Below are 26350 nucleotides of genomic sequence, written 5' to 3'. Positions count from 1 at the left end.
AGGCCAAAATTAACAATTTCTAAGAAAAATAAACAGCCAATTTAATATACATATTGACTGTCAATGCATTACGTTTTATTACTATTAGAATTATTTAATTTTTATAAAAAAAATACTATCCTCGTAAATTACTGAACCGTGAATCGGTCGGTATAGCGTGTAACTTTGGCCTTCATTCTGCTGGATTTATTCCTTCTGTTTTATGTCCACTGATTCACCCGTAATTATCGTTGGGGCCGGTATGGCTGGCCTGACCTGTGCCGCGTACCTAAAGCAAGCCGGTATCAAGGCGTTGGTACTCGAAGCCAGCGATGGGGTTGGGGGGCGGGTTCGAACGGATCTCGTCGACGGGTTTCGGCTCGATCGGGGCTTTCAGATTCTGCTGACGGCTTACCCCGAAGCACGGCGTCTGTTGAACTATGCCGCACTCGATCTGCGGACGTTCCGCTCGGGGGCGCTCATCCGCGACCATCGACCGGATAGCTCGTCGCCGTGGATGACGTTGCTGAATCCGGTTCAGGAACCCAGTGCTGTCTTTCAAACGCTCACCTCCCCCGTTGGAACGTTCGCTGATAAACTACGTATCGTTGCGTTGCTGCGCCGAACGCAGCAGGTTTCCCTTGGCGAACTATTTCAGCAAACGCCAACCACTACGCTCGCCTTCCTGCACGAAACTGGCTTTTCGGAGCGGATGATTGAGCAGTTTTTTCGCCCTTTTTTCGGGGGTGTTTTTCTGGAAGATGCGCTCAGTACGTCGAGTAATTTCTTCGAATTCTGCTTTCGGATGTTTTTCATCGGCGATGCGGCCGTACCTGCTTCCGGTATGTCGGCCATTCCGGCTCAACTCGCCAGCCGACTCGATCCGGGCCAGATTCGCTTACAATCGGTGGTGAAGCGAATTGATGGAAACCGGCTTGAGCTTGATACAGGCGAAACACTCACCGGGCGCGCGGTGGTAGTAGCAGTCGATGCAGCACAGGCGGCTCGTCTGACCGGTGCTCCGGCCCCCGCCCTGCCCGCCTTCAACCACACCACCTGCACGTATTTCGCAGCTCCCGCCGGGGTTCCCCTACCAGCTTCCCGGCAACGACTGCTGATGCTGAATCCGCAGCGGAGTTCCCCGGTTCACAACCTGGCCATTATGACCGACGTAGCGCCCGAATACGCGACGGCGAACACGCTCGCGTCGGCCCCACAAACGCTGATTTCGGTCAGTACACAAGGACTGGAAACGGTAGATGAAGATGCTCTGACCGAGCGAATTCAGCGCGAACTGACCGGCTGGTTTGGTGAGGATGTAAAGCAGTGGCGGCACCTCCGGACGTATCATCTGCCGCAGGCGCTCCCCGCTTACGGCCCGGATGCCATTCACCAACCGCTGAAACGTTCCGAGAACCTATATCAGTGTGGTGACCAAACCGCTTATCCCTCGCTCAATGCGGCTATGAAAACGGGCCGCGAAGTAGCCGAACTGATCTGGCAGCAGCAAGCGGTTTAACCGTACCTCAGACACAAAAGCGCGTTGATTTTACGGTAAATTTGTTTGCTGACTAACCCACACGAACGTATGAAAGCAGCTATTGACGTAGCCATTATCGGCGCTGGCTTTGCCGGACTCGGGGCCGCTGTTCGGCTGAAACAGCAGGATAACGTATCGTTTGTCGTGTTTGAACGCGCCAGTGAAGTCGGGGGCACCTGGCGTGATAACGTGTACCCGGGCTGCGCCTGCGATGTGCCGTCGCACTTGTATTCGCTATCGTTCGCGCAAAATCCAGCCTGGTCGCGAACGTACTCGCCCCAGCCCGAGATTTTAGCTTACCTCAAAAACGTTGTCGATACGTATGCGCTGAAGCCACATATCCGCTATGATACCGAAATTGTTCGCACGGAGTTTTCGGAGTTCAACGGGTACTGGACGCTCACTGATCGCGCGGGTGATCAACTAACGGCCCGTGTCGTTATTGGTGCGATCGGACCGCTCAACCGTCCGAGTGTGCCTCACTTCGAGGGACTTGATTCGTTCACGGGCCGTCGGTTTCACTCCGCCAACTGGGACCCTACCTATGACTTAACCAATAAGCACGTAGCGGTAATCGGCACGGGGGCCAGCGCCATCCAGATCATCCCGCAACTTGCTCCGAACGTGGCCCGGCTTACGGTGTACCAACGTACCGCTCCCTACGTAACGCCCCGGCTTGACCAGGCGGTGTCGCCGTTTGAGCAACGCCTGTTTCAACGGATTCCGCTCGCTCAGAAACTGTATCGCTCGTTTATCTACTGGGGAAACGAACTTCGTGGCCTGTCGTTTTTAGGCAATGAAACGTTTAGTAAAGTCGGCACTAAACTGGCGCTCAAACACCTGGAGCGGTCGATCAGCGATCCCGTGCTACGTCGGAAGGCGACGCCGAACTACAAGTTAGGCTGCAAACGAGTCTTAGTTTCGGATGATTACTACCCAGCCTTGACCCGCCCCAATGTTGAGCTGGTAACGGAACTCATTGCCGCCGTAAAGCCTACCTCGATCACCACCAACGACGGGACCGAGCGTCCGGCCGATGTTATTATTTTCAGCACGGGCTTTGTGGCTGCGGACATTATCTGCGATCTGCACATTATCGGCCGAAACGGGCGAAACCTCTTCGCTGAGTGGCAGAAAACAGGCGCAGAAGCCCATTATGGCCTCACGGTTTCGGGCTATCCGAACCTGCTGTTTCTGGTAGGTCCGAATACGGGGTTAGGGCATAATTCCATTGTGCACATGATCGAATCGCAGGTTAATTATGTGCTGGATTATTTGCGAATACTAAATAAGGTTGGAGAAGGCGCCTTTCTGGATGTCAGACCCGAAGCGCAGGAAACCTATAATAAAACCATCCAGCAAAAGCTGACGGGTACCGTATGGGCATCGGGCTGCCAGAGCTGGTACCTGAACGCTCAGGGCAAAAACACGACCATCTGGCCCGCCCTCACAGCTACTTACCGCCGAGTCACGCGCCGGGTCAATCCAGCCGATTACGAAATTGTCCGGTCCGTAAATCGAGAGCCATCAGTAGCGCATACATGAGCTGGTATAACTGTACTCTTTACGCTTTCGCATATTAAAACAGGGGTTGAACAAGGTCATTGTCAGCGTCTCATTCCATATAGAGTTGGCGAAAAATAGACGCTACCCGATCTTTTCCGAGTTAAGACCACGAAGTACAGCGTATCCCCGTTAAACTTGCACTTCGTAAATTGTTAATCGTTTGCGTTTCTTTCTGCGTTACGTCCTACCGTTCCTGATTGCCCTGCCGATCGGTTTCTTACTGCTCTATCCGCAGGTGTTCCGGTGCATGCGCATTAGCCAGTCGCCGGATTTTACGCCATTAAAGCCGTTCAACAACGTGTACGTCAACCGTAACGCAACGTCCCGTCAACGGCAACAGCTGCGCAGTCACATCGTAACCGCCCAAAACCGGATTCGGCGATTTTGGGGCGACCGGCACGGACAGGCCATCCTGATCTATTGCCCACGCCAGGCCGAGTACGAACAGTACTGCATCGGCGGTGAAGGAGCGGGCTGTAGTGTCGGCACACCCTGGGGCGCGTCCTACCTCGTACTTGGCCCCGACGGGAACAACACCGACGTAATAGCCCATGAGTTATGCCATGATGAGTTGTTTAGTCGGCTGGGCTGGTGGCGTGTCAAACGGGAAATTCCCGTCTGGTTCAACGAAGGGCTGGCGCTGATGCTGGATTACCGGTTCACAAAGCCGTTGGTTGAGCAATCAGGCAGTAGTTCGCAGCCGGATTCGCTATTCGCCGACGAAGCGGATTGGGGTCCCTTTCCCAATCAACCGATGCTAAAATTAACGGACCTAGAGACCACGCGCGATTTCTTCGGGGGTAACTACGACCACGTTATGCTGGCTTACCAGACGGCCGCCGATGAGGTGTCGCGTTGGCTGGCCGTAGTCGGCTGGCCGAATGTTTCGGTATTAACGAACGCAATTGCCAATGGCGACGACTTCGCAGATGTTTACCTACGCCTGGAACGAGCCAAACGAAATCAGCGACACCGCCCGTGAAATGGAACTGCAGGCTTACGAGTGTTCCATAGCTTAAGCTCACGGCGGCTGCCAGTGTGACCATTCAGAACGTAACGACAAACGGGCTGTTCGCTTTACCCAATGTCTGCTCGGCTTCAGGGTTGTGAGTTTGGAGTTCTCCGGACGGGCAGTCCTTTGAGGATCCTCTTGGGGCACTTTGGTTATAGTCTAAAAACACTTCGGGCGAACCAAACCGGTTCGCCCGAAGGAGGTCGGTTGATGGGAAATGGTGCGCAGGATAGCCGCTCAAACCATTTAGTAAAGGATAGAATTGGAAAGCCAACGTTCTCTTCCATGCCACTGCAAACCACTACAACGGGAAGGGGCGATCACTCGCGTTAGGCTTTCCAAATGTCACTCCTTTTCGACTAAAGCCGCTTTCTGATTTGAGACAAATCCTATCAGATTTAGGACATTCTCTAAAAAATTAGGCTAAAAGCGCCTTAAAAGCATGATTTTAGTGCTTTTTTATATACTCAGTAGGAGTCATATGATACATTTTTTTGAAAGCGCTGGTAAAGTGAGCGTGAGTTTTAAAGCCGACGAGATGCGCCGTTTCGCCTGAACTTTTGCCGGACCGAAGCAATTCAGTAGCCTTCTGTAGCCGGTAATATTGGACAAAGTGGGCTGGCGTCACATCCGTTAAGCTCTGCAATTTTCGAGAGAACGTTCTGCGAGTCAGGTTTACTGACTCGACTAACTGGTCTACACCATAATCTGGATTTTCTAGATTGGCTTCAATCAATCCATAAAGCTGATCAATGAACTCATGTTGCACGGTATTATCAGGTGCCGACACGTCTGGATTCTCAATCTGCATTCTGTATTTCGCTCGTAGTTTCTGCTGGTAGCTGATCAAGTTACGGATCCGCAGCCGTAACTCTTCGGGCTGAAACGGTTTAGTCAGATACTCGTCCGCACCCTGTTGCAATCCTTCGATACGGCTATCCTGGGCCGCTCTGGCCGTGAGCAACACGACAGCAATGTGGTTGGTAGCCGGGTCACTTTTAATGTGTCGAGTTAATGCGTAGCCATCCATTTTGGGCATCATCAGATCCGAGATCACTACGTCAGGCAATTCTTCCTTCGTCCGTTCCCAACCCTCTTCGCCATCTGCCGCTTTCAATACGCGATACGACCCAGACAACTCTCTCGCGATGAACTCCCGCAGTTCCTGATTATCTTCTACGACCAGCACAACCGGAAGTGCCGACGTATCTGTCTTCTCTTTTTTGTCGTCCTCCGGTACTACGTCGGGCTCGTCTTTGCTGGCAACAGCGGGATGAAATATATGAGGAGCAACCACCGGCATGCCCACCTCGGGTACATCAACTTCACCCGTGACGGGCTGCACCGGTAAATGAACGGTAAACGTAGTGCCCGAGCCCAGCTCACTACGTACCTCGATCGTGCCCCCCATCAGTTCCGTAAGTTCTTTAGCTAGCGCCAGTCCGATACCCGTACCTTCGTAAGGGCGGGTTCGCGAGTTATCCACCTGATAGAATCGGTCATAGATATGGTCGAGCCGGTCGGCGGGAATGCCAATACCCGTGTCGGCAACCGTAATCCGCACCCTGGGCGGGTCGTCAGTACCAGCAACGGAATCAAAAGCTGCCGATACGGCTACCTGTCCACCCGAACTGGTAAACTTTACTGCGTTTGACAAGAGATTAGCCAATATCTTATTCCACTTGTCGTCGTCGAACAGGTACTCCCGGTCATCCACGTCAGCAGTGTAAAGCAACCGGACGTTTTTCTGTTCAGCGATGTGCCCGAACGGTTCCACCAGTTGACTGATATAGTCGGCGATATTACCCCGTTTCAGCGTAACCGGCATGCTGTCGGCCTCGAGCTTCGACATATCCAGCAGCTGATTCACCAGGCCGAGCAATTGCCCGGCGTTACGTTGTACAGAGGCTAACCTAGCGCGCGTCTCCGTGTCGAGAGCGGATCTCTGTAACAGCGAATCGACCGGCGATATGATGAGGGTTAACGGCGTGCGGAATTCGTGAGTTATATTCGAGAAGAAACGGCTTTTCAGATCGTTAACGGCCCGGAGCTGTTCAGCTTTGCGCTGGTTAAAAACCAGTTCCTCGCGTTGCCGGATTCGATTGGTGTACGTACGCAGTCCACCCACTACAGCCCCGATAAGCGCAACGATGTACAGCCCGTAGGCCCACCAGGTAGCCCACCAGGGCGGCAGAATGGTAATCTGCAGCGAGGTTCCTTCCTCGTTCCAGATGCCGTCACTGTTGGAGGCTTTCACCCGAAACGTGTAGTGACCCGGCGGCAGACTCGTATAGTTGACAAAGCGCCGATTTCCGTTCTGCCCCCAGCCCTTGTCGATCCCCGTCAACTGGTATTTGTACTGACTTTTTTCGGGCAGCTCATAGGTCAAGGCCACAAACTCGAACGACAGAAAGTTTTCGTCGTGGTTCAGCGTAATCGGTTCCCCGGTCAGCGGTCGGCTTCTGTCTAGGACTTTAAACCCGGTAATGTGGACCGGAAACGGGCGGGTATCATCGCGGATACTATCGGGATTGAAGTGAACCAGGCCGTTCAGGTTGCCGAAGTAAAGCCGGTTGTTCTGTCGGGCGATGGCATTTTCCAGAAAATCGTTGCTCGGCAATCCATCGTTAATGGTGTAGTTTCGAACGCTTTGCGTACGTGGATCGAAGCGGCAGAGTCCTTTGCTGGTGCTCAACCATAAGTTGCCCGACGGATCACTGATGATGCCAACCACGCGATTGGTGGGCAAACCCGCCTGCGTTGTGAAATAGGTGAACCGGCCCGTTTTCGGGTCCAGCCGGTTAAGTCCCCCCTGGTTGGTCCCGATCCAGATGATCCCCTGCGCATCTTCATAAAACGCCAGTACCTCGTTGCTGTTCAGCTTCCCCGGCTGGGAAGACGGGGTGTAATGGACAAAGTGACCGGTTTTAGGATTCAATCGGCTGATGCCCTTGCCGTTCACCGCCACCCAGACATCACCGGTGCGACTGGCCAGAATCGCGTAAACAAACTTGTCAGGTAGTCCCTTCTGGCTGTCCGGATCGTATTTATAATACGTATACTGTTGGGCAACGGGCTCGAAAGAGCCGATTCCGCCTTCTCCGCCGATCCAGATGGTTCCTGTAGGGCCACGCGAGATAAACTGAGTAGGCACTTCCGAAGGGTAGCTCCTAAATTTGTTGGTCAGCTTATCGTAAAAATATAGCCCGTTCCAGGTCCCAAACCAAACCCCACCCGTATCGGCCAGCATGGACGTAGTGTAGTTTTCGTGCGGGCCGACTCCACCCAGCGCTGAGGAAGGAACCAGGCTGACGGTATGATCCAGACTGGCTCGAAATACGTTACGTTGATTGCTGAGCCACAGCCGATTGTCATTATCAATCAGAACAACGTTGGTTTTGTTCTCGATCAGATTTGCCGTACCCGCGCTGGGCTTGATCTGGAACGTAGCGAATGGTTTGGTGGGCATCGCCAGCCGGTCGATTCCGTTGTTGGTACCCACCCACAACCGACCAGACCGGTCGTGGTAAGCGGCCTGGGCATTGGTGCTGCTGATACCCTTGGGGCTGTTCGGATCGGGCCGGTAGGTTACAATCCGGCGACCATCGGCATCTATCCGTTGGAGACCCTCGGTAGTGGCTACCCACAAAAACCCCTGATTATCCCCATGCAGGGCATTCAGATACACAAACGGATTAACCTGCCCTTCGGGCTGAAACGGCACCGGACGTACGGGCCGATTATTGAGATCAATCTGGAAAATACCGTCACCGGCCGTGCCTACCCAAAGTGTATTTCGCTTATCCAGGTGAAACGAGTTAAAAACGGGCTGGACACCCCTGGCCGTTGGCGACGATACAAGCGAGAAGTGGCCGTTTTTTTTGTCAAACGTATATAGACCATGATACGTACCTACCCAGAATTGCCCCTGCCGATCAATGAAAATCGATTTGATGGGCGTTTCTTTGGCTGGAGATCGATAGAGCTGGAAATGGTGCCGCTCCGGATCGTAACGGGCTATGCCATCGTAGGCGCTGATCCAGAGGATACCGTCTCTGTCTTCGCAGACTGACAGCTGATTATTCCAGCGGTTAGCGTTTTCGGTCTGAATCGGGTGGGGCGTTACCTGCCCCGTTCGTTTGTCGATTTCGTGCAGTCCTCCCCCTTCGGTAACGACCCACAGACTGCTTGGTCGCCTGCGACCCTCGCACATACCCGCTATCCGGTTGTTGCGAAAGCTATGGTCGGGGCGGGCGGGATCGGGCTGAAACGTCGTAAATACGTAGCCATCATACTTATTGAGCCCGTCGTTGGTGCCGAACCACAAAAAGCCCTCCCGGTCCTGAAGCATGCAGTTGACCGAGTTGTGCGACAGTCCATCTTTCACGGACAGGTGTTCAAACTGCGCATTAATTGACTGGCTCCACAGCGGACTGGCTCCTACTGCCAGGACCAGCAGCACAATGCCCCGAATCAACAGCTGTGGCCCCGGCTGGCAACTGAAAAACGTAGCCTTTATTGATCGGAAGACGTAGTTGAATGCAGAACAAATGGTAAATGTTCGGTCAATCATGCAAAGGAGTAGTGGCCACCTAACGTACGGCTTATAGGATTCGCTTCCAGCTGGCCTGCTACGTAGCAAAACGGGATGGAGCAACCGCGAAATTACAAGGTTTTCTTGGTACAGTAAAATTGCTATCTCACAAACCTACGACCGTTTGGTTTGGTACGCCCTTCGTTAATTCGCTTGGTAGATGCGCCATGATTTCGTACTTAAGCGCATTGATCAGCTTGCGTTTCAGAAAGCTACGGTGCATAACCAGACTAACTTCCCGCACTGGCTGCGGAGCTTCGAAGGCCCGAAGCCGCGCCCGCCGGGTCTCATCCATATCCAGCGTAGCCAGGTAGGGCAATAAGGTAAATCCATCCTGCTTGTTAATCAGCTTGATCAGCGTTTCGAGCGAACCGGTTTCGTACCGCAGCGCCGTTCCGCCATTAGCCTGTCGGTCGGCTCCGCAGATGTTCATGACCTGATTGCGGAAGCAGTGGCCTTCGGTCAGCAGCCAGAGTCCATCCGTTTGTAAGTCGGCCGAGGCAATGACCGGTTTCTGGAACAACGGATGCGAATCAGCGGCATACACTACAAATGGCTCACGAAACAACGGAATCTCCGTGATTCCATTTTCGGCAAGCGGAGTGACAACGAGCCCCACGTCGATCAAGCCCTTCTTCAGCCGCTCAACGATCTGTTCGGTCACCAGTTCCTGAATCTGGACCGATACAGACGGGTATTTACCCACGAATTCACCGATAAAGTAGGGCAATAAATAAGGAGCCAGCGTGGGAATAATGCCAATACGGAGTTCGCCCCGAAAATCATCTTTCGATTCACTGACAATTTCCGGAATCCGCCGGGCCGCTCGGAGTACGTCGCGCGCCTGGGCAAGAATAACCTGCCCGGTTTCGGTAGGCACTACCGGCTGTTTCGAGCGATCGAACAACAGAACCCCTAGCTCATCTTCCAGCTTCTGAATCTGCATACTGAGCGTTGGCTGCGTAACGTGGCAGTTTTCGGCAGCAGTAGCAAAGTGGCGATACGTATCAACGGCAACGATGTAATCGAGTTGGGAAAGTGTCATAGCGAGCGTAGAGCACCGGACAGAGCAGGTTGTACTGGGCAGCGGTCCATCCGATAAACAAAAACAATACAAATCTAAATCGTATCAAACTAAACTCCCCGATACGGGTTCTAATTTTGTCTAGCAACACCCATTTGTTATGAAAACATTGCTTCTTTTTTTACTTCTGGTAACCGTCAGCGTATCCATGGCGTTTCCCCAACCCAAAAAAACTGCGCCCCCCCCGGCGCTGGTCTCCGAGCTGGCTGGTTCGGACCCGCGCGCGGTGCAGATTGCCGACGAAGTGCTGAACGCTATGGGCGGCCGGAAAGCCTGGGAAAATACCCACCTGATTGCCTGGACGTTTGCCGGTATGCGAAAGTTTGTTTGGGATAAATGGACAGGTAACGTACGGATTGATAACCTGCATGATGACCAGACGGTGCTGCTCAACGTCAACAACGCGCAGGGACGAGTTTTTCGTAAGGGGGAAGAGATGACCAATCCAGACTCGGTAGCCCGGTACGTGAAGCAGGGCAAAACCGCCTGGCTGAACGAGTCCTATTGGCTGGTTATGCCGTTTAAACTCAAAGACCCCGGCGTTACGCTCAAATACTTGGGTGAGGAAGCCACCAAAGACGGGAAACGGGCCGATGTGATTCAACTGACATTCAAAGGAGTTGGTGCGGGTCCCGATAACAAATACAAAGTCTGGATCGATAAGCAGCAGCACCTGGTCAGTCAGTGGGCGCAGTTCGCGAACCATACCGATGAACAACCCGTATTTACGTTACCCTGGAGCGGTTACCAGAAGCACGGCAGTATTTTACTGGCGGGCGAACGGGGCGACCGCGACCTGACCGATATTATGGTGTTCAGCGGCCTGCCCGGCGAAGTGTTCAGTGATTTCACCCGAACGGACCTTAGCCGCTATCAATAAACAAGCCCGCCGACCAGCTTAAGCCTTATTCACTTAATTTCGGGCACTGTACGGACTCCTTTGTTCAACAAACTAACTTTTTAAAATCACTGTTTCCCCTGTATGGAAGCATCTGTTATACCGTCACCTGTATCTATCACCAAGCCGCTTGGCAAAACGGGTGTTCTGCTCGTAAATCTTGGCACCCCCGATAGTCCGGCTGTTCCGGACGTTCGCAAATACCTCCGTGAATTTCTGATGGATGGTCGGGTCATTGACATCCCCTTCATTCCGCGCTTTCTGCTTGTGAATGGTATTATTGCGCCTTTTCGAGCGCCCAAATCTGCCAAAGTATACAAACAGCTCTGGGCCGAAACGGGCTCTCCGTTAAAGTACTACGGCGAGGTTGTCGAACGTGAGTTGCAGCAGTCGCTGGGTGAGAAATATATTGTTAAACTGGCCATGCGTTATCAAAGCCCGAGCATTCAGGCTGGGTTAGCGGAGTTTCAGCAGCTTGGCCTCACCGACATTGTGGTCGTTCCATTTTTTCCGCAGTATGCGTCAGCCTCAACAGGTTCGGTATACGAGAAGGTGATGGACATTGTCAAAGATTGGCAGGTGATCCCACAAATTCGGTTTGTTAATCGCTTCCTCGACCATCCAAAATTCATCGAAGGTTTTGCACAACTAGGCCGCAAATACATGGCCCAGCATAACTACGACCACTTTCTGTTTAGTTACCACGGCTTGCCCGAAAGCCAGATACGAAAAGGCGATGTAACCAAGAGCGTGTGTAAGTTTGGCGAATGCTGTGGCTCATTAAACGCTATGAATCAGCATTGCTACCGGGCGCAGTGTTTCGAAACAACGCGCCGGTTGGTGAGCGCCCTGGGCATTCCGGAAGGCAAGTACACCACCAGCTTCCAATCTCGCTTAGGTAGTGATCCCTGGATCAAACCATACACCGACAACGTCATTCCTGAACTGGTGGCCAAGGGAGCCAAGAGTGTGCTGGCATTCTCGCCCGCCTTTGTAGCCGATTGCCTCGAAACAACGATTGAAGTAGGCGAAGAATACAAAGAGCTTTTCGAGAAAGCTGGCGGTCAGCACTGGCAATTGGTTGAGAGCCTCAACGACAGCCCCATCTGGATTGAAACTCTGGTTGATCTGGTAAAAACCGCTTAACAAAAACCCCCGTACTGATCAGTACGGGGGTTTTTGTTCATACAAGTATTGTCCAAACCGCCCTGGGGTTATCTGACAATAAGCCGTCGTTTACAGCAACGTAATCAGGCCTTTAATTACCGATGCCAGCCGGATTGCATCGAAGATACGGGGTTCGCTGGAGCCGTGTTTCAGCACGCTTTCTTCGTGCGACCGTACGCATAGTTCACAGCCATTGACGGCTGAAACGGCTAAGCTCACCAGTTCGAAAAATTCTTTACCCAGCACCGGATTCATCATGATGCTCATGCGAATACCCGGCTGAGTCTGCTGGTAATAATCTTTGCCCACAAAGTGGCGGAAGCGGTAAAATACGTTGTTCGTGTTCAGCAGCGACGTGCAGGCAATGATTTCGGCGACCTCGGCATCCGTAGCACCTTCCTGCTTTGTCATGGCCGTTAGTGCGTCAATCAGCGGCTGATACTTCTCGTTTACGGCCACCGACAGGGCCAGTAAAGTCGTTTCTTTTTTAGTCAGCGTCTGGCTGCTGTTAAGCACATTACCCACATTGATCTTCAGGTCGCGCAGGTAGCGGCTATCCGTTTGCGCTAAAGCTTCCAGCACCGGACGTTCGATCGACGTATCGAGCCCCACCAAATTCAGCAGCGATACAACCGTTTCGTTTTGTGTCGTTGTCATGATAAATTGTGAATGAGTACATAAGTGATTGAGCGAATCAATGGTTCAATCACTCATGTACAGTTCGCTCAGAGATTACGCAGTCAGTGTAGCTTCTCCTTTTACCCAGTTGCAAGGGCAAAGTTCGTCGGTTTGCAGGGCGTCAAGCACGCGAATCACTTCGTTTACGTTCCGGCCAACGTTCAGATCGTTAACGTTTACCCAACGAACGATGCCTTGTGGATCAACGATGTACGTAACACGATACGCCACTTTCTCGTTAGCTTCCAGGATGCCCAGTTCTTCGGCCAGCGACTTCGACGTATCGGCCAGCATCGGAAACTTCAGGCCACGCAGGTCATCGTGATTCTTACGCCATGCCAGGTGAACAAACTCGCTGTCGGTCGAGGCACCGATCACCATCGTGTCGCGATCCTGAAAGTCTTCAAACTTTTTGTTGAACTCGGCGATTTCGGTTGGGCACACAAACGTAAAATCTTTCGGCCACCAGAACATCACCAGCCACTGACCAGCGTTCCGATGATCTTCCGACGAGATTTCATAAAATTCGTTGTCCTTATCCAGCGAAACGACCGCTAGTTTTTTGAACTCCGGGAATTGAGAGCCAACCGAGATAATTTGATTTTTCATAGTTTTAATTGGAGTTGTATTCATGGCAATTATGAATTGAGTGCAAATAAGAGACAAATTCTTTTTACACAACATGATTTTTATCAATCAATGATAGAAAGAATTGATTTGATTTTAGCCACGAATCAACCATTCAATTGATTACGTTCGCCAGATGTACAAGCAGCACTATAGAAACTCTCCAAGAAAAATGCAATTATGAAAAAACGGCAGATTATAATTTTACCGACTTGGATAAAAAAAAAGACCAGCTCCGGAGCTGGTCAAAATAAAGTCCTTGGAAGCCGTTGTTAAGCGGCCATCTGCATAAACTGCTCGCCTTCATCCTGCCGTATCATCGGCAGAATAACGGTGTTCATCCGATCACGAACGAAGCTCTCCTGAAGGTAAGAAGGCAGCTTGGCAACCAGTTGACGGTATGCTTCAGCGCCCAACGCTTTGGCAATGTAGGCTTCGTGTACCGCGTTGATATGTGCCACAATGTTAACCAGACTCTGGTGAAAAAGCTTTACGTCAATCTCCGAGTCAACAAAGCGCTCAATCTCGCGATTAGTCGACGAGATACGCAGGCGGCTCAGCATATCGAAGTAGGTCGTGTAACCAATCTGCTTCGCTAACTGCTTATACTGCTCAACGCTGAACTTCTGCAGGATCTCCCCCGTCTTGGGGCTACGTAACGCCGTCTTTGGGTTGTTCTGAATGGCATTACGTAATGCCTTCACCCGCTGGTCGCGGGTCGTCTTCAGGAACTGCGCCAGTTCGGCCTGCGCTGACCCCGCCCGCGACGGCAACAACAGATCCGCCTTGCCCGCTACGCTGAAGCGCTTGGCCATGGGCAGCCGCTGAATGCGGTAGCTGTTGATCGGCCCGAGGGCGTAGTAGCCAATGGAGGCCGGGTAATAGCCACGCACAACCATGTTGCCGATCCGCTTACGAATCAGTTCTTCGTTGCTCACGTTAACGCCTTGCACGGCCAGGAATGCCCGGGCGCTGAACAAGGCACTGTAATACGCCTGCGGGAATGTCCAGTGTAACGAACTCTGCAAATACTGCTCATCGTTGACGACGGGCGTAATGCGAAGCGCGTACTCGGCACTCCAGCTATTTAACAATAACTTCTCCAGCGCCTTACGACTCTCGGCGGTTGCCAACCCATGAAACTGTTGGAATATGGGAAACTTGGCAACATCGAACAGGTCGTTCTGATGCTGGATGTGGTAATCCATCGCAAAAAAATGGTTCAGAAACACCTGCGCCGGAATTGACTTTCGCCAGTTCTCATCGACCGGCACACTGCCTGCAGGAGCCGGTACAAACGGTGTCTGAGCGTCCGGGGAATGCATCGTCACGTTGGTTCTCTGTGTCATACATTAGTAACGAATAAACCTCACTCATCGTTCGATTTCAGACCATTATTTTCACTAGATAACTAGTCTATTAATCAATTAATTACATACTATTTTACATGTCATTTTTCACCCTTAAAAATCTCCTTCTCTATAGGTAAGTCAATAACAGGCAAAGCGCTGTTTTTACACATTTAAACGTACTTTTGCGCTCCGTTTTTACGTTGCCTTTACAGATGAAGTGGATAAAAGTTATAGTCACCGTTGGATACCTTTCGTTAAGTAATCACGTCGACCTGCCTGCCTGGGGCCAGACTCAGCGCCGTACTACACCCGTTGACGGAACCGCCCTGGTTGAAGGACGGGTTTTAGACGCTCAGAGCCGTCAGCCCATCGTCGGGGCCACGATCAGTGCCCGCAGTAAGGAAGGAACCATGCGGGCTCAGCAAGTGGTAACCCCCGACGGTTCCTACCAGCTCGTCCTTGATCCGAAGCAGACGTATATTGTTACCACGAAAGCGGATGGGTATGAGTCGCTGGAAGAGCCCCTTACGTTTACCGTGTCGAAAGTAGACCGTCTGACCCGGCGGCCGACTCATCTATACCGCGTTGGCACAAAGCCACCGGGGTCCGCTGGCGACGCACAGGGCACGATAGCAGCAACCACCTCGTCGCCCAGCGCAGCAGCATCGGGCGGTCGTCCGGCGGCTGGCGATGCACCAGCAACGACCAGCACACGCGTAACACCGCCCAAAACCCTCGACGCTAAAGTCACCTATACGCCACCGCTGGTCGTGGCCCCTACCGGCAAAGCCACGCAGCTGCGGGCCGTTCAGTTTGTGCAGAGTAAAGCCGAACTCCTGCCCGACGCACAACCCGCTCTGGAGCAACTACTCGACTTTATGAACAGTCACCCAACTGCTGAGATTGAGTTGGCTGGCCACACCGATAACCAGGGCAATTTTGACGAGAACGTAAAACTGTCGAAGCAGCGCGTTGACCTTGTTAAAGATTATCTGGTCAAGAACGGCATTGCGGCCAGTCGCATCAGCACGCGTGGTTACGGCCCAACCCGCCCGATCGCCAGCAATAATTCAGAAACGACCCGCCAGCTTAACCGACGGGTAGAAATGACCGTATTGAAGCAGTGATGTTTCTCCGCACTACTTAACAATACGAACACGCCTGGGTTTAAAGGGTAACAATCCTCTGGGGATTGCAACCACTCAACGCATTTGTAGGATGAAGAAGAAACCTGAGTTAAACGATACATCTCCCGGCTTACATCACGATCAGCCCCACTTTCTGGAGGACGCAACCGACTCAGCAGGCCATATTCTTGACGAGAATACAACCCTCGATGTTATAGTTAGCCCACTGGGTTACGTCACAGAGCTGTCGGACACAGTGGATTCGATGGATGGAGCAACCACCGAAGTCATTGACATTGTCAATAAAGCCGATGGTACAGACATTGAACTGACACGTATTGAAGAACCTACGGATCAGCCCGGTGTCGATAGTGTGGATCGGTTTGTCGAAATAAAGGGTATGGGACCCAGAGTTGCTGAGCTATTAATGCAGGCGGGTATTCGTCAGTTCTCGCAGTTAGCCGAAACGCCCATTGAGCGAATTCGGGAAATATTGTCAGCTGCGGGTGCGCACTACCGCATCTATGACCCAACGAACTGGCCTCAGCAAGCCAAGGAGCTGGCTGATAGCAACTTTGATGATCTCAGTATCCTGCTGGCCACTCAACAAGCTGGCAAAGCGTAATTGTAAGCAGCAAGTGCAGTCTAAAGCATACAAATTGTTTTAGGCTACACTTGCTTTCTTCCCAGACACAGCCCGCCGATCACTAGGCCAGTGCCCATAAGGGTGTAGGCAGTAATGGGCTCTCCCATAAGCAAATACGAGTACACAAACCCAAAAATAGGACATAGAAAAAGCCATAGCGATGCCCGGACGGCGTCTTGCCGAACGAGGTAAAACAGAGCTGCAAAGCTGCTACAGAAACGGGAAGTATCAGCCAGAACACCGACGCCCAAAACCGTTGATCGTAGTGCGACGTCTTAAAGTCAGCAAAGATCAGGGTAAACGGCAGCAGCAATATTCCGCCGATCAGTACCTGCCAACCGTTAATCACCAGATTGGGCAGTCGCCACTGAATGCGGGCGTAGTAAACCGTTGCGGCCGATACAGAAACCATCCCACCAAGGAGAATTAACAGACCTTCAACTGTAGCATAGCTGTTTTGAAGCAGTGGATACGTAGCGATAGCCATGCCAGCCAACCCTAAGAGCAGCCCACCGGTTTCGTTCCAGCGCGGAAGCCGACGCAGCCAGATGGCCGATAACAACGCAATAAACAACGGATTCGTGGCCGTGGACAAGCTGCCAATACCTGCCGAAACCTGCTTAAGTGCCAGTACAAACGCCCCTAGGTAAATGGTTGTATTGAGCAAGGCAAAAATGGTTAGCTGACGCCACTCAATGCCCGTTGGCCAAGCGTTTTTCGTTCGCTGAACACCATAGGCTACACCCAGCATACCGATTCCGGCAATGAAAAAGCGAACGTTCGCCAAAATAAGCGGATGTACGGATTGCACCCCAAACTTAGTTGCAACGGAAGCCGATGCCCAAAGCGCAGCAAAAAGGAGACCGGGAAGAATTTGTTTCATGCGCCCGATTAGTCAAAGAATTCAACTGGAAGTCTTTGAACTGCTTTGAAGGAACGAATTAGCATTGTAAACGCAGCTCTTCTAGATAAAAGCCCCTTTAACATACGTTCAGCTTCAAACTCAGCACGTGTGTCGTTGGATTCACGTGCATTGCGCCAATCATCAATTCGTTCTAAAATTTTAATGTACTTCTTACGAATAGCTTCTCGTAACTCAACTGTTTTACGATGTGTCTCAACCGTAGTACCATTATGGAGTTTTTGTAATAGCTTAGCTGTGTTAACAGCTTTTATATTAGAAGGATCAGCTGCTTGAAAGTGGATACTATCACTTTCAAAGTCAACAAAGTAGATAAGGCCATTTTCGACATCATCGCTAGGATTACAGGGGTCTAAATAGCCTCCCGCCGGTGTTATGCGCGGCTTCATCATATTAGCATCATGCGAAGCTGGATACAAATTAGTCCACTCGTACTTCAAATCTGGCCGTTCATTCTGAGGCAAAAAATGTTCAACATCCATTGACCATGATGTAAAAAACGCCTGTTCCGTTAGATAGCATTTCTTGAAAAAACAGTCGTCGAACGCTACGAATAAATCAGCGCTACGATATTGCTCATCACACTTAGGTTTTGGTATTTTCTGCTGTTGATCAGGCGGTAATAGCTGGTCCGTTTTATACGATTCAAGATGGTCTAGATAAGATTTTATACCATCGCTATCTAATGAACTCGGAGCCTGTTGGCTTCGTACTACATTAATCATCCTAACCTAAGCGTTTTCCAAAAAAATCGACTCTAACTCAACTCGAAAGCTAGGGGAAAAATAAACTTCGTTTTCTGTAAAGAATTGCTCTAGCTTATCTTTAAGAAGTTTAGGTTGCCCCTTGTTTTCTTTAAGAATCTGATCAACCTTTTTAAACAAATCATCCGCAATACTTGAGTATTCATTTTTCAATCCGAAATGTCCTCGCATCAGCTCCGAATAACTCCGCCCAACAGTTTCCTCGCTACCTCTAGACTCTTTGGTTGTCAAGTCAAAAATCGTGGCGTTCTTAATACTAGCAATTACTGCAGGAGAGTGCGTAGCTGCAATAAATTGAATATTAGGGAATAAGTCCGTTAATAAAGGCAATACTTGCTCTTGCAATTGTAGATGCAAATGAGTCTCTGGCTCGTCTATTAAGACAATTCCACAGGGATTATATAAATTATTACCGACTTTTTTACGAATCAAATCAACTCGCATGAATAAGTCCATAAGAATGCTAAGTAGAGCAGAGATACCTTCGGGAAGCACATCGAAAGTAATCTTACGCCTATCTGCTAGATGTAAATAAAACTCGTATCCTTCGCGATTAAATTCTATTAAACTAACTTCTTGCCCAAATATTTGGCTAAGTCTCACACGAAGTGTTTCAAAGAATAGCTGAATATTAGCTACTTTTTCCTCTTGCTGCTCAATTTGAGCAAACGCTTGGTCTATCTTTTTATTAACAAGATACTGCTTGAATTTGGCAATAAAGTAATTAGTAGAATCTGCAGAATTTAGAGAGTTGACGAAATCAGACTCCTTCGACGGCCCCTCTACTATCTGCTTTACATAACCCCGTTTTGCTTCGAAGTATGAGTAAACTTTATCCCGATAAGATTCGAAAACCTCATCAAGACTCATTGCCTTAAACTGCCCATTTTCTTTACTTATCTCATGTGATATCGAAAAAGAAATTATAACATTTGAAATACTATAGCCACTCGATACAGTCGTTTCACGAACTTTAACAGTTCTACTGTCAACCGTTTTACTGCCGACTAGCAGCTCTGGGAAGTTGGTTGATTTGATTGGAAAGAATTGTTTATGAATTGACTTTAGTATGGTACTCTTGCCAGAGCCATTCTTACCTGTTAAAATTAAATGACCGAATGGCTTATATTCCTGCAATTGAATGTTAAATTCCCTGTACGAGTAACAGTTATTCACGTATAACGATTTGATATAAGGAAATTCTTCGGGCGTAATCATAAGCAGCGGCTTTCTACAAAGTTAACAAATCTAACAGGCTGCACTAGAACCCAATCTTACCTTTTCGGCTGCTTTGCTTCTGACCAGCGGCCCAGTCCTGCATTTCGGCGAGTTCTTTCTCGAAACCACCCGACAGAATCGGGAAGCGGCACCAGGTGCGGGGGTCGAGATTGTGATCGTCGAGCATGAACGAGGGCGCGTACCGTTCGCGCTTCCACTGATTGCGGCTCCAGAGCTTGAAAAAGCGTTCTACCCAGATCAACAGTTTTTCGCGCTCATGAATAGTAGCGTAGCGAACCTCTATGAGTTTTAATACCTCAACCGGGGCCTGTTTGTCGCGGATAGCGGCTTCTTCAATGGAGTTCAGTACGTCGTACGGCATCAGGTCGTCTTCGTCAGTTTGTTTTTTGTCCAGCGGACGAAGTTCGGCGGTAGGTTGCAAGTTGTTAACCGCCCGCAACCCTTTCACTTTAATCAGTTCATCGGGCGCTACCGAAGCTGTAGTGGCCAGGCTGGTACGGTCAGTAGGTTCGGGGGCGTTCTTGATGTTCAGACCAACCGTCTCCAGCCAGCGCAGCCAGCCGCGCAGAAAATGCTTGTCAATCCCGGTAATGGGCGAAATACTGCCGGCCGTATCGCCGTCCATAGTTGCATAGCCAACGGCGGCTTCGGAGCGGTTCGACGTACTGAGCAGCAACGCGTTGTTGATATTGGCGATCATCCAGATGCTCGGAGCCCGCACCCGCGCCTGAATGTTCTGCAAGGCCAGATCGTCGGTATCCCACGATAATTTCCGGCCTAGCTGACCTTCAATCAGCCCGCGATACGTATCGACCAGGCCGTTGATGTTGATATTGAGAAAAGTAGCGCCGATATCGTCGGCCAGTTCTTTGGCCGAGTTGAACGTATCGTCGGACGAGTTTTCGGTTCCCTGGTACATGACCGTCAGCAGTTTGCCGACCATTTCCTCCGACGTATTACAATCCTGAAGCGCTTTGATATAGCCGAGCTTTTTCTTAACGCCGACAAGGCCGATGTTTTCTACGGCCATCCGAATCATCAGGAAGACCGTAGCGGCAATGGCCGACGAGTCAGCGCCACCGCTCAACGATAGTACGTAGCCCTGCGAACGGCTTTTCCGCAAATAATCGAACAAACCCAGCGCCACCGCCCGGGCAAACTCTTCTTCTTTCAGATAACCGCCCCGCTCCCACGCTTCCAGCTCAGCTTTCTGAACAACAGGCGTTACCTCGGGCCACTCGAACCGATCAACCACCCGCAGGTTTGGGTAACTCAACGCCAGATTACCCCGGTTTTGGACCTGATTCAGGCGGGTGTTGTCGACGTCGATCACGGCCGGTACGATCACAAAATCTTCGTAACTGAGCCGGTTTCCCGACACGAGCAGCTCGCCATTCATTGCAACCATAGCGTCACCGTCGAAGATCGTTCGTCCGGCTTCGTTGCCCAGCATATTAGTGTAGATATACGATACGCCAAACGCCCGCGACGCATCGACAACCAGCCGTTCGCGCACCTGCGACTTAAAAAACGCGAAATGGCTCGCGCTGGGATTCATAATAATATCGATGCCCCGCTCGTAAAGCGCCCGACCGGGCCGGTTCGCAATCCAGGCATCTTCGCAGATTTCGAACCCAACCCGAACGCCAGACAGGTCAAATACCAGGTCGCCAAACGGATAGGTAAACTCACCAATATGAACCTCATCCCGCAGCCCCTGTACCCAGGGCTGGAACCACCGAAGTTCGTAATATATGCTGTTGTTGGGCAGGTACTGTTTTCCTACAAACCCCAGAATTCGTTTATTCGCAATCAGGCAAACCGTGTTGATCGTCCGGTTGTTGTGTCGCATGGGCAAGCCTACTGATACCGCAATATCGTTGGTATACGAAACGATATCCAGCAATGAAGCAATAGACTGATCAATTGTATTCTGCGCGTAAAACACATCTTCACAGCCATAGCCCGAGATGCACAGTTCGGGCAGACACAGCAGACTAACCTGTTGATCTTTGGCGGCTTCAATCGCGTTGATAATGTTTTGCTTATTGCTTTCCCAGGCAAGCGGGGTTTGATTCAGGACACCGGCGGCTACTTTGATGAGTTTCATTTTCAAAGAGTGAAAGAGCGAATGAGTGAGAGAGCAAATATCGAATCGGGGTGGTGCCCGACCAGCACTACCCCGATCACTCACCTGGCTTCAGGTTATTTCTATCAAATAACAAAGATGAAGGGCAAATGGGTTTGGTGAGGTTTAGCTACGCCAATAGAAATTCCAGATTTGAAAGGCTTCCAGCGTTTCTTCGGATGCACTCAAATCGCTTAGTGCCGAATAAGCAATGGGGCGGATGTACTGTCCCTGCTCGATGTCGAGGTTGAAGTCGTTGGTCATGAAGTCTTCTTCGTTTGACGCTATACCAACTACTTTCACCCGCTTTGATTCGGTGGTGCCGTCACGCTTTTTGAGTTGAGCCGTGGCCGTGAACGGAAATTGGAGTGTCTCCTCAAAAAAAGAGAACCAGCCCATACTTTGCTCATACTCGTCGTAGGCGTCTACGATAATTTCGTAGTCAATCCTGTATTGCATTTCCTCATCGGTCAGCATGGTGTTGGCTTATTTAATACTTCGCAATTCCTCCTGCATGGCGGGGCGCTTGACAAAGGTTTCCTTCAACTCGTTGATCAGGGCGTTGGTCGATTCCTCGCTACCCGCAATATGCTTACGAACCAGCGTCAGCAGCGACGCCACATTCTTATAATCTGGGCGCGTACTAGCCTGCTCTGCTACGCTGCGAATAGCAGGCAGAAACAGGGCCAGCATCTCGACCGGGTACGGTCCAGCCAGATACGGTAGCACCTGTTTCAGTACGTCGAGCCGGGGAGCCTGCTGCACAAGGGCGAGCAGGTCGGCCCACTGTTTTTCCTCCACCAGCAGGGGTCCCAAACGAGCCAGCAATGCATCCCCCAGGCTGTACCCCCAGCCCGTCCGGCGTTTTTTAGCTTCTTCGGCCTCCTCATGACGGATGCGTTCGACGAGTGACCGGTACTCATCAGCCCACTCGTCGGCCGAAAAGCTGGCCTTCCACCGCCTGAAGTAAGCCACGTCGAAACGCGGGTCGAACGCAAAGCGTTTGGTTAGCCGCCTGGTTTCGGAAAGGTTCTTTTCGGCTTCAGCAATGGCCAGCAGCTGTTTTTCCCACCGGCTAACCGTGCCGGGATGTTTTTTACCTTCGGCAATGCGAATGCCTTCCAGCAGCAGCGTTTTAGCCTGGTCGTACTGCTCTGTACGGATAGCTTCATCGACAGCCTGTGCCCTAACCTCTACAATATCCATACTGGCCTGCATCTGCCGATCAGCTTCGTCGGTTCGGCCAATCTCCCGCAGAAATTTCACCCGCATTGTCCGCAGATAGTCTTGATTAAACGTGCTGATACTCGACCGTTGTAGGGGTAGCAGACGCTCAATCAGCGCTAGAAAAAGGTCGGGTTCACTTAGGCGCAGAGCAGTTTGGCAGGTCACGTCGAGCAGCCATAGGCCCATATCACCATAGTCGAAGTAGCGTTTGTTGGTCAGTTCGATAGCCAGCTCATCGAACAACTGTCGGCGCAGGGCTGGAGCCGCGTCCTCACTAAGGGCAATGTCCCGCAGCAGATCAACGGCTTCGCTGAACACACCACTCATGTTACCCGCCGAATCATCGCTCTGAGTCAGCACCGTCATTATCTCCCGGACCACAACCAGCGCCAGCGTTAATGCATCTTTGAAGTTCCGCTGACCAATGAGCGTTACGCCCGTCGCCAGCAGCTTATTAATCTCTTTCGCCAGTTTAAAGGTGGCCCGATACTCCACAAAACCGTGCCGGTCGCTATAGGCACGAATAATCTTTTTAACTAATTCGGTGTAGTGCTTGCCTACGTCGATCCGCTCGTCTTTATCGGCGAAGTGGAGTTGCAGTTTCGTGGCAAACGTCTTGTCGGCCGCAGCGTACTGAACCAGAAACGCCCGTAGCTCATCGGCGCTAACCTGCTGTAGCAGATCGGCAATGGTCAGCTTTTTCGATTTGCCCGTTACGTTCTTCTTTTTGGGTTGTTTCGCCTTTTTTTTGAGTTCATCGCGTAGTGCAAATAACGTAGCGACCACGTGTTTGCAGGTTGCACTCTCAACGGAGCAGTCGCAGAACGAATCGGTTATGGTTCGTCCATCGAGGGTTATTTCCACCGAATACGTGTCCGAGCCTTCCACTTCAGCCTTCCAGAGACCGGTTTCGTCCGGCTCCAGGTACAGCACGGCTCCGTTCTGAAAATAAGGCTGGGCTTTTTTGAGCAGGGCTTTCGGCAGTTGCTGATCGAAAGTATCTAGGGTTAAAATCATCGGCTTGGTAGCAGGTAGAGCCGCAAAAATACAAAACCCAATGAACGAAACCCTTCATCCGCCGTCCTTACCCCGTCGGACCGTAGCCACCTGCCTACGTAGCGGTTGAGGAAAAGCAATCTTCTTACCGGCAGCTATAAACTATCGGCTGTAATCAAATTATTAAAGCGTGTCTGAGCTGCCGGTTATTAGGCCTGATAATCATGAAGCTATGCTTTACTTTTGTATTCTCCAGATAAACGAGGTCTCATAGCCATGGATACACGACGCGAGTTTTTGAAGAAAGCGGCTTTACTGGCCGGTAGTGCGGGGCTCTTTGAAGGGCTACCGGCTTCCATTCAGAAAGCGATGGCGATTGCTCCGGCACCGGGCAGTACGTATCTCGACGCGGAACATGTCGTGATTCTGATGCAGGAAAACCGCTCGTTTGATCACTGCTACGGTACATTGCGGGGTGTTCGCGGGTTCAACGATCCGCGGGCCATTACGTTACCCAATAAGAATCCGGTTTGGTTGCAAACAAATGTGAACGGGGAAACTTACGCGCCATTCCGGCTGAATCTGCGCGACACGAAAGCTACCTGGATGAGTTCACTGCCTCATTCATGGACTAATCAGGTCGACGCCCGTAATGAGGGAAAATACGACCGCTGGCTGGATGTGAAACCGTCGGGGCACGAAGAGTACGCGCATATGCCCCTGACGCTGGGCTATTACGACCGGGCCGATATTCCATTCTATTACGCGCTGGCCGATGCCTTTACGGTTTGTGACCAGAATTTCTGCTCGTCGCTGACGGGTACTACCCCAAACCGACTTTATCTGTGGAGCGGCACCATCCGGGAAGATGCTACGTCCCACGCCCGCGTTCGTAACGAAGAACTGGACTACGATAGGCCCGCCAGCTGGACCACCTTTCCGGAGCGTCTGGAAGACAACGGCATCTCGTGGCGCGTCTACCAGAACGAAATTAATTTATCGACGGGCTTTACGGGTGAAGAAGAGGCCTGGCTGGCGAACTTTAGCGATAACCCACTGGAGTGGTTTTCGCAGTACAACGTCAAGTTTTCGGCTAACTATCAGCGCCACCGGGCCGAACGGCTGCAAAACCTACCCGGCGAAATCGGCGCTTTAGAGCAGCAGATAACGACTACATCCGAGACAACTAAAGACGGAAAGACCTTACGGAAGACACTTGCGCAGAAAAAAAACCTCCTGGCTTCACTTACCGCAGAAGGTGACCAATGGCAGCCAGAAAAATTTGAGAAGCTGTCGACCCGCGGGCAGGCCCTTCATCAGAAAGCGTTTACGACTAATGGCAACGATCCGTACTACCGTCAGTTGACCAGCTTGTCGTATCAGGATGGCGACGTAAACCGCGAGGTGGCGATTCCGAAAGGCGATGTCCTGCATCAGTTTCGGACGGATGTTCAAACGGGTCAGTTGCCTACCGTGTCGTGGATTGTGGCTCCGGAGAATTTTTCGGATCATCCCGGAGCTCCCTGGTACGGTGCCTGGTATTTATCGGAAATGCTGGACATCCTGACCCAGAATCCGGACGTCTGGAAAAAGACAATTTTCATTCTGGCCTACGACGAAAACGACGGCTATTTTGACCACGTACCGCCTTTTGTTCCGCCCCATCCAGCCCAGCCCGAAACCGGCAAAACCTCTGCGGGCGTTGATACCAGGGATGAGCACGTAAGCCTGGAGCAGGAGTTGAGCCGGTCGGCCAGGCAACCCGCGAAGGATGCCCGAGCCAGTGCGATCGGACTGGGCTATCGAGTTCCTTTAGTGATTGCTTCTCCCTGGAGCCGGGGTGGCTACGTCTGTTCGGAGGTGTTCGACCATACATCTATTTTACAGTTTCTTGAGGGCTTCCTGAGCAGGAAAACGGGGAAACCGATTCGCGAAACAAACATTAGTTCATGGCGTCGGACCGTCTGCGGAGACCTGACATCGGTGTTCAGACCGTACACGAGTGAGTCGATTAAACTGCCCACCTTCGTTGCCAGAGATCAATTCATCAAAAGTGTTCACAAGGCTAAGTTCAAAGACGTACCCAGTAATTTCAGGCCGCTTAGCCAGACAGAAATCGCACAGATTCACCACCAGACCAGCGCGTCTCCGTTGCTGGTTCAGCAGGAAAAGGGCATTCGACCGGCCTGTGCTCTCCCCTATCAGTTAGCCGTCGATGGTCAATTACGCGAGAATCAGTTTAGCATCACCTTTGCGGCTAAGTCTGATCGATTTGGTAAGACTGCGGCTGGTGCGCCGTTTATGGTATACGATATGAGCGATCACTCGGTCCGGAACTATGCCGTATCACCCGGCGACCAGTTGACTGATACCTGGAAGATTGCCGATGGAGCCGCTTACCATTTCCGGGTGTACGGGCCTAACGGATTTTTCCGGGAGTTTACGGGTCACGGAACCGAAGCGCCTGTTACGATTCTTTGCGATGATCAGATTGCCCGGAATGGTTCATCATCCGAGTTCATCATCCGCTTGACTAATCCGAACAAACAGAACGTAACGGTTGAAGTTGTGGCGAATGCGTACAAGCATCCTGCGCAGCGTCAGGTACTTCGTGCAAGTGGCCTCAAATCAGATCAAGCTGTATTCAGGCTTCCTCTTACTGACAGTCATGGTTGGTATGACATCAGCGTTCGCGTAGCCGACAATTCGTCGTTTGAGCAACGGTATGCGGGACGTGTTGAAACAGGTGTGAGCTCGTTCAGTGATCCGCTAATGGGTAGAGTATATAGAGTATAACGAACGCA

18 protein-coding genes and 1 pseudogene are annotated in these 26350 nt (G+C 51.3%); 8 read left to right on the top strand and 11 right to left on the bottom strand.

Annotation, left to right across the window (positions count from 1 at the left end; genetic code table 11):
• The first annotated feature begins 202 nt into the window (after nt 1-202).
• The 3 genes from ACYVBJ_RS06655 (at nt 203) to ACYVBJ_RS06645 (ending at nt 4067) form a co-directional block, all read left to right on the top strand.
• Nucleotides 203-1498, top strand: coding sequence for an NAD(P)/FAD-dependent oxidoreductase (locus tag ACYVBJ_RS06655; protein ID WP_460981511.1), 1296 nt, complete (start codon nt 203-205; stop codon nt 1496-1498).
• A 69-nt stretch (nt 1499-1567) separates the two neighbouring features.
• Nucleotides 1568-3064, top strand: coding sequence for a flavin-containing monooxygenase (locus ACYVBJ_RS06650; RefSeq protein WP_460981510.1), 1497 nt, complete (start codon nt 1568-1570; stop codon nt 3062-3064).
• Between the two features lie 181 nt (nt 3065-3245).
• On the top strand, nt 3246-4067 hold the full coding sequence (locus ACYVBJ_RS06645) for a hypothetical protein (RefSeq protein WP_460981509.1): 822 nt from the start codon (nt 3246-3248) through the stop codon (nt 4065-4067).
• Between the two features lie 478 nt (nt 4068-4545).
• On the opposite strand, the gene ACYVBJ_RS06640 is transcribed toward ACYVBJ_RS06645, so the two are convergent.
• Both ACYVBJ_RS06640 and ACYVBJ_RS06635 read right to left on the bottom strand, forming a co-directional pair.
• Nucleotides 4546-8670, bottom strand: a complete 4125-nt coding sequence (locus ACYVBJ_RS06640; protein WP_460981508.1) for a hybrid sensor histidine kinase/response regulator transcription factor — start codon at nt 8668-8670, stop codon at nt 4546-4548.
• Between the two features lie 127 nt (nt 8671-8797).
• The gene (locus tag ACYVBJ_RS06635) at nt 8798-9736 is read right to left on the bottom strand and encodes a LysR substrate-binding domain-containing protein (protein ID WP_460981507.1); all 939 of its coding nucleotides are present in this window, start codon (nt 9734-9736) and stop codon (nt 8798-8800) included.
• 139 nt (nt 9737-9875) lie between these two features.
• Between ACYVBJ_RS06635 and ACYVBJ_RS06630 the strand changes: the two genes are divergently transcribed.
• Together ACYVBJ_RS06630 and hemH are read left to right on the top strand one after the other, a co-directional pair.
• Nucleotides 9876-10655 (top strand): hypothetical protein, encoded by a 780-nt coding sequence (locus ACYVBJ_RS06630; RefSeq protein WP_460981506.1) that lies wholly within the window; start codon nt 9876-9878, stop codon nt 10653-10655.
• Nucleotides 10656-10757: 102 nt separating this feature from the next.
• Nucleotides 10758-11819, top strand: coding sequence for a ferrochelatase (hemH, locus tag ACYVBJ_RS06625; protein WP_460981505.1), 1062 nt, complete (start codon nt 10758-10760; stop codon nt 11817-11819).
• A gap of 90 nt (nt 11820-11909) precedes the next feature.
• Here hemH and ACYVBJ_RS06620 read toward each other — a convergent pair whose 3' ends face one another.
• From ACYVBJ_RS06620 to ACYVBJ_RS06610, 3 genes are all read right to left on the bottom strand, one after another.
• Nucleotides 11910-12497: a carboxymuconolactone decarboxylase family protein gene (locus ACYVBJ_RS06620; RefSeq protein ID WP_460981504.1), complete on the bottom strand. Its 588-nt coding sequence runs from the start codon at nt 12495-12497 to the stop codon at nt 11910-11912.
• Between the two features lie 75 nt (nt 12498-12572).
• Nucleotides 12573-13127 carry a peroxiredoxin gene (locus tag ACYVBJ_RS06615; protein WP_460981503.1) on the bottom strand — a complete coding sequence of 185 codons (555 nt, stop codon included), beginning with the start codon at nt 13125-13127 and terminating at the stop codon, nt 12573-12575.
• A 290-nt stretch (nt 13128-13417) separates the two neighbouring features.
• Nucleotides 13418-14494 carry a hypothetical protein gene (locus ACYVBJ_RS06610; RefSeq protein WP_460981502.1) on the bottom strand — a complete coding sequence of 359 codons (1077 nt, stop codon included), beginning with the start codon at nt 14492-14494 and terminating at the stop codon, nt 13418-13420.
• 215 nt (nt 14495-14709) lie between these two features.
• Here ACYVBJ_RS06610 and ACYVBJ_RS06605 point away from each other — a divergent pair, with 215 nt between their 5' ends.
• Nucleotides 14710-15624 (top strand): OmpA family protein, encoded by a 915-nt coding sequence (locus tag ACYVBJ_RS06605; protein WP_460981501.1) that lies wholly within the window; start codon nt 14710-14712, stop codon nt 15622-15624.
• A 91-nt stretch (nt 15625-15715) separates the two neighbouring features.
• The gene (locus tag ACYVBJ_RS06600; protein WP_460981500.1) at nt 15716-16249 is read left to right on the top strand and encodes a hypothetical protein; all 534 of its coding nucleotides are present in this window, start codon (nt 15716-15718) and stop codon (nt 16247-16249) included.
• Between the two features lie 44 nt (nt 16250-16293).
• On the opposite strand, the pseudogene ACYVBJ_RS06595 reads toward ACYVBJ_RS06600, so the two are convergent.
• The 6 genes and pseudogenes from ACYVBJ_RS06595 to ACYVBJ_RS06570 all read right to left on the bottom strand — a co-directional run bounded on the left by ACYVBJ_RS06595 (nt 16294) and on the right by ACYVBJ_RS06570 (nt 23567).
• Nucleotides 16294-17153 (bottom strand): annotated as a pseudogene (locus tag ACYVBJ_RS06595) (DMT family transporter).
• An 8-nt stretch (nt 17154-17161) separates the two neighbouring features.
• Complete coding sequence (locus ACYVBJ_RS06590) at nt 17162-17917, bottom strand: hypothetical protein (RefSeq protein WP_460981499.1); 756 nt, start codon at nt 17915-17917, stop codon at nt 17162-17164.
• Between the two features lie 6 nt (nt 17918-17923).
• Nucleotides 17924-19174 (bottom strand): AAA family ATPase, encoded by a 1251-nt coding sequence (locus ACYVBJ_RS06585; RefSeq protein WP_460981498.1) that lies wholly within the window; start codon nt 19172-19174, stop codon nt 17924-17926.
• 43 nt (nt 19175-19217) lie between these two features.
• Complete coding sequence (nadE, locus tag ACYVBJ_RS06580; protein ID WP_460981497.1) at nt 19218-21305, bottom strand: NAD(+) synthase; 2088 nt, start codon at nt 21303-21305, stop codon at nt 19218-19220.
• 144 nt (nt 21306-21449) lie between these two features.
• Nucleotides 21450-21800 carry a calcium-binding protein gene (locus ACYVBJ_RS06575; protein WP_460981496.1) on the bottom strand — a complete coding sequence of 117 codons (351 nt, stop codon included), beginning with the start codon at nt 21798-21800 and terminating at the stop codon, nt 21450-21452.
• A gap of 9 nt (nt 21801-21809) precedes the next feature.
• Nucleotides 21810-23567: an SWIM zinc finger family protein gene (locus ACYVBJ_RS06570; RefSeq protein WP_460981495.1), complete on the bottom strand. Its 1758-nt coding sequence runs from the start codon at nt 23565-23567 to the stop codon at nt 21810-21812.
• Nucleotides 23568-23822: 255 nt separating this feature from the next.
• Here ACYVBJ_RS06570 and ACYVBJ_RS06565 point away from each other — a divergent pair, with 255 nt between their 5' ends.
• Complete coding sequence (locus tag ACYVBJ_RS06565) at nt 23823-26342, top strand: phosphocholine-specific phospholipase C (RefSeq protein ID WP_460981494.1); 2520 nt, start codon at nt 23823-23825, stop codon at nt 26340-26342.
• Nucleotides 26343-26350 lie beyond the last annotated feature (8 nt).

The sequence above is a fragment of the Spirosoma fluminis genome, from assembly GCF_054778895.1.
This window is presented reverse-complemented; position numbering and strand designations above follow the sequence as displayed.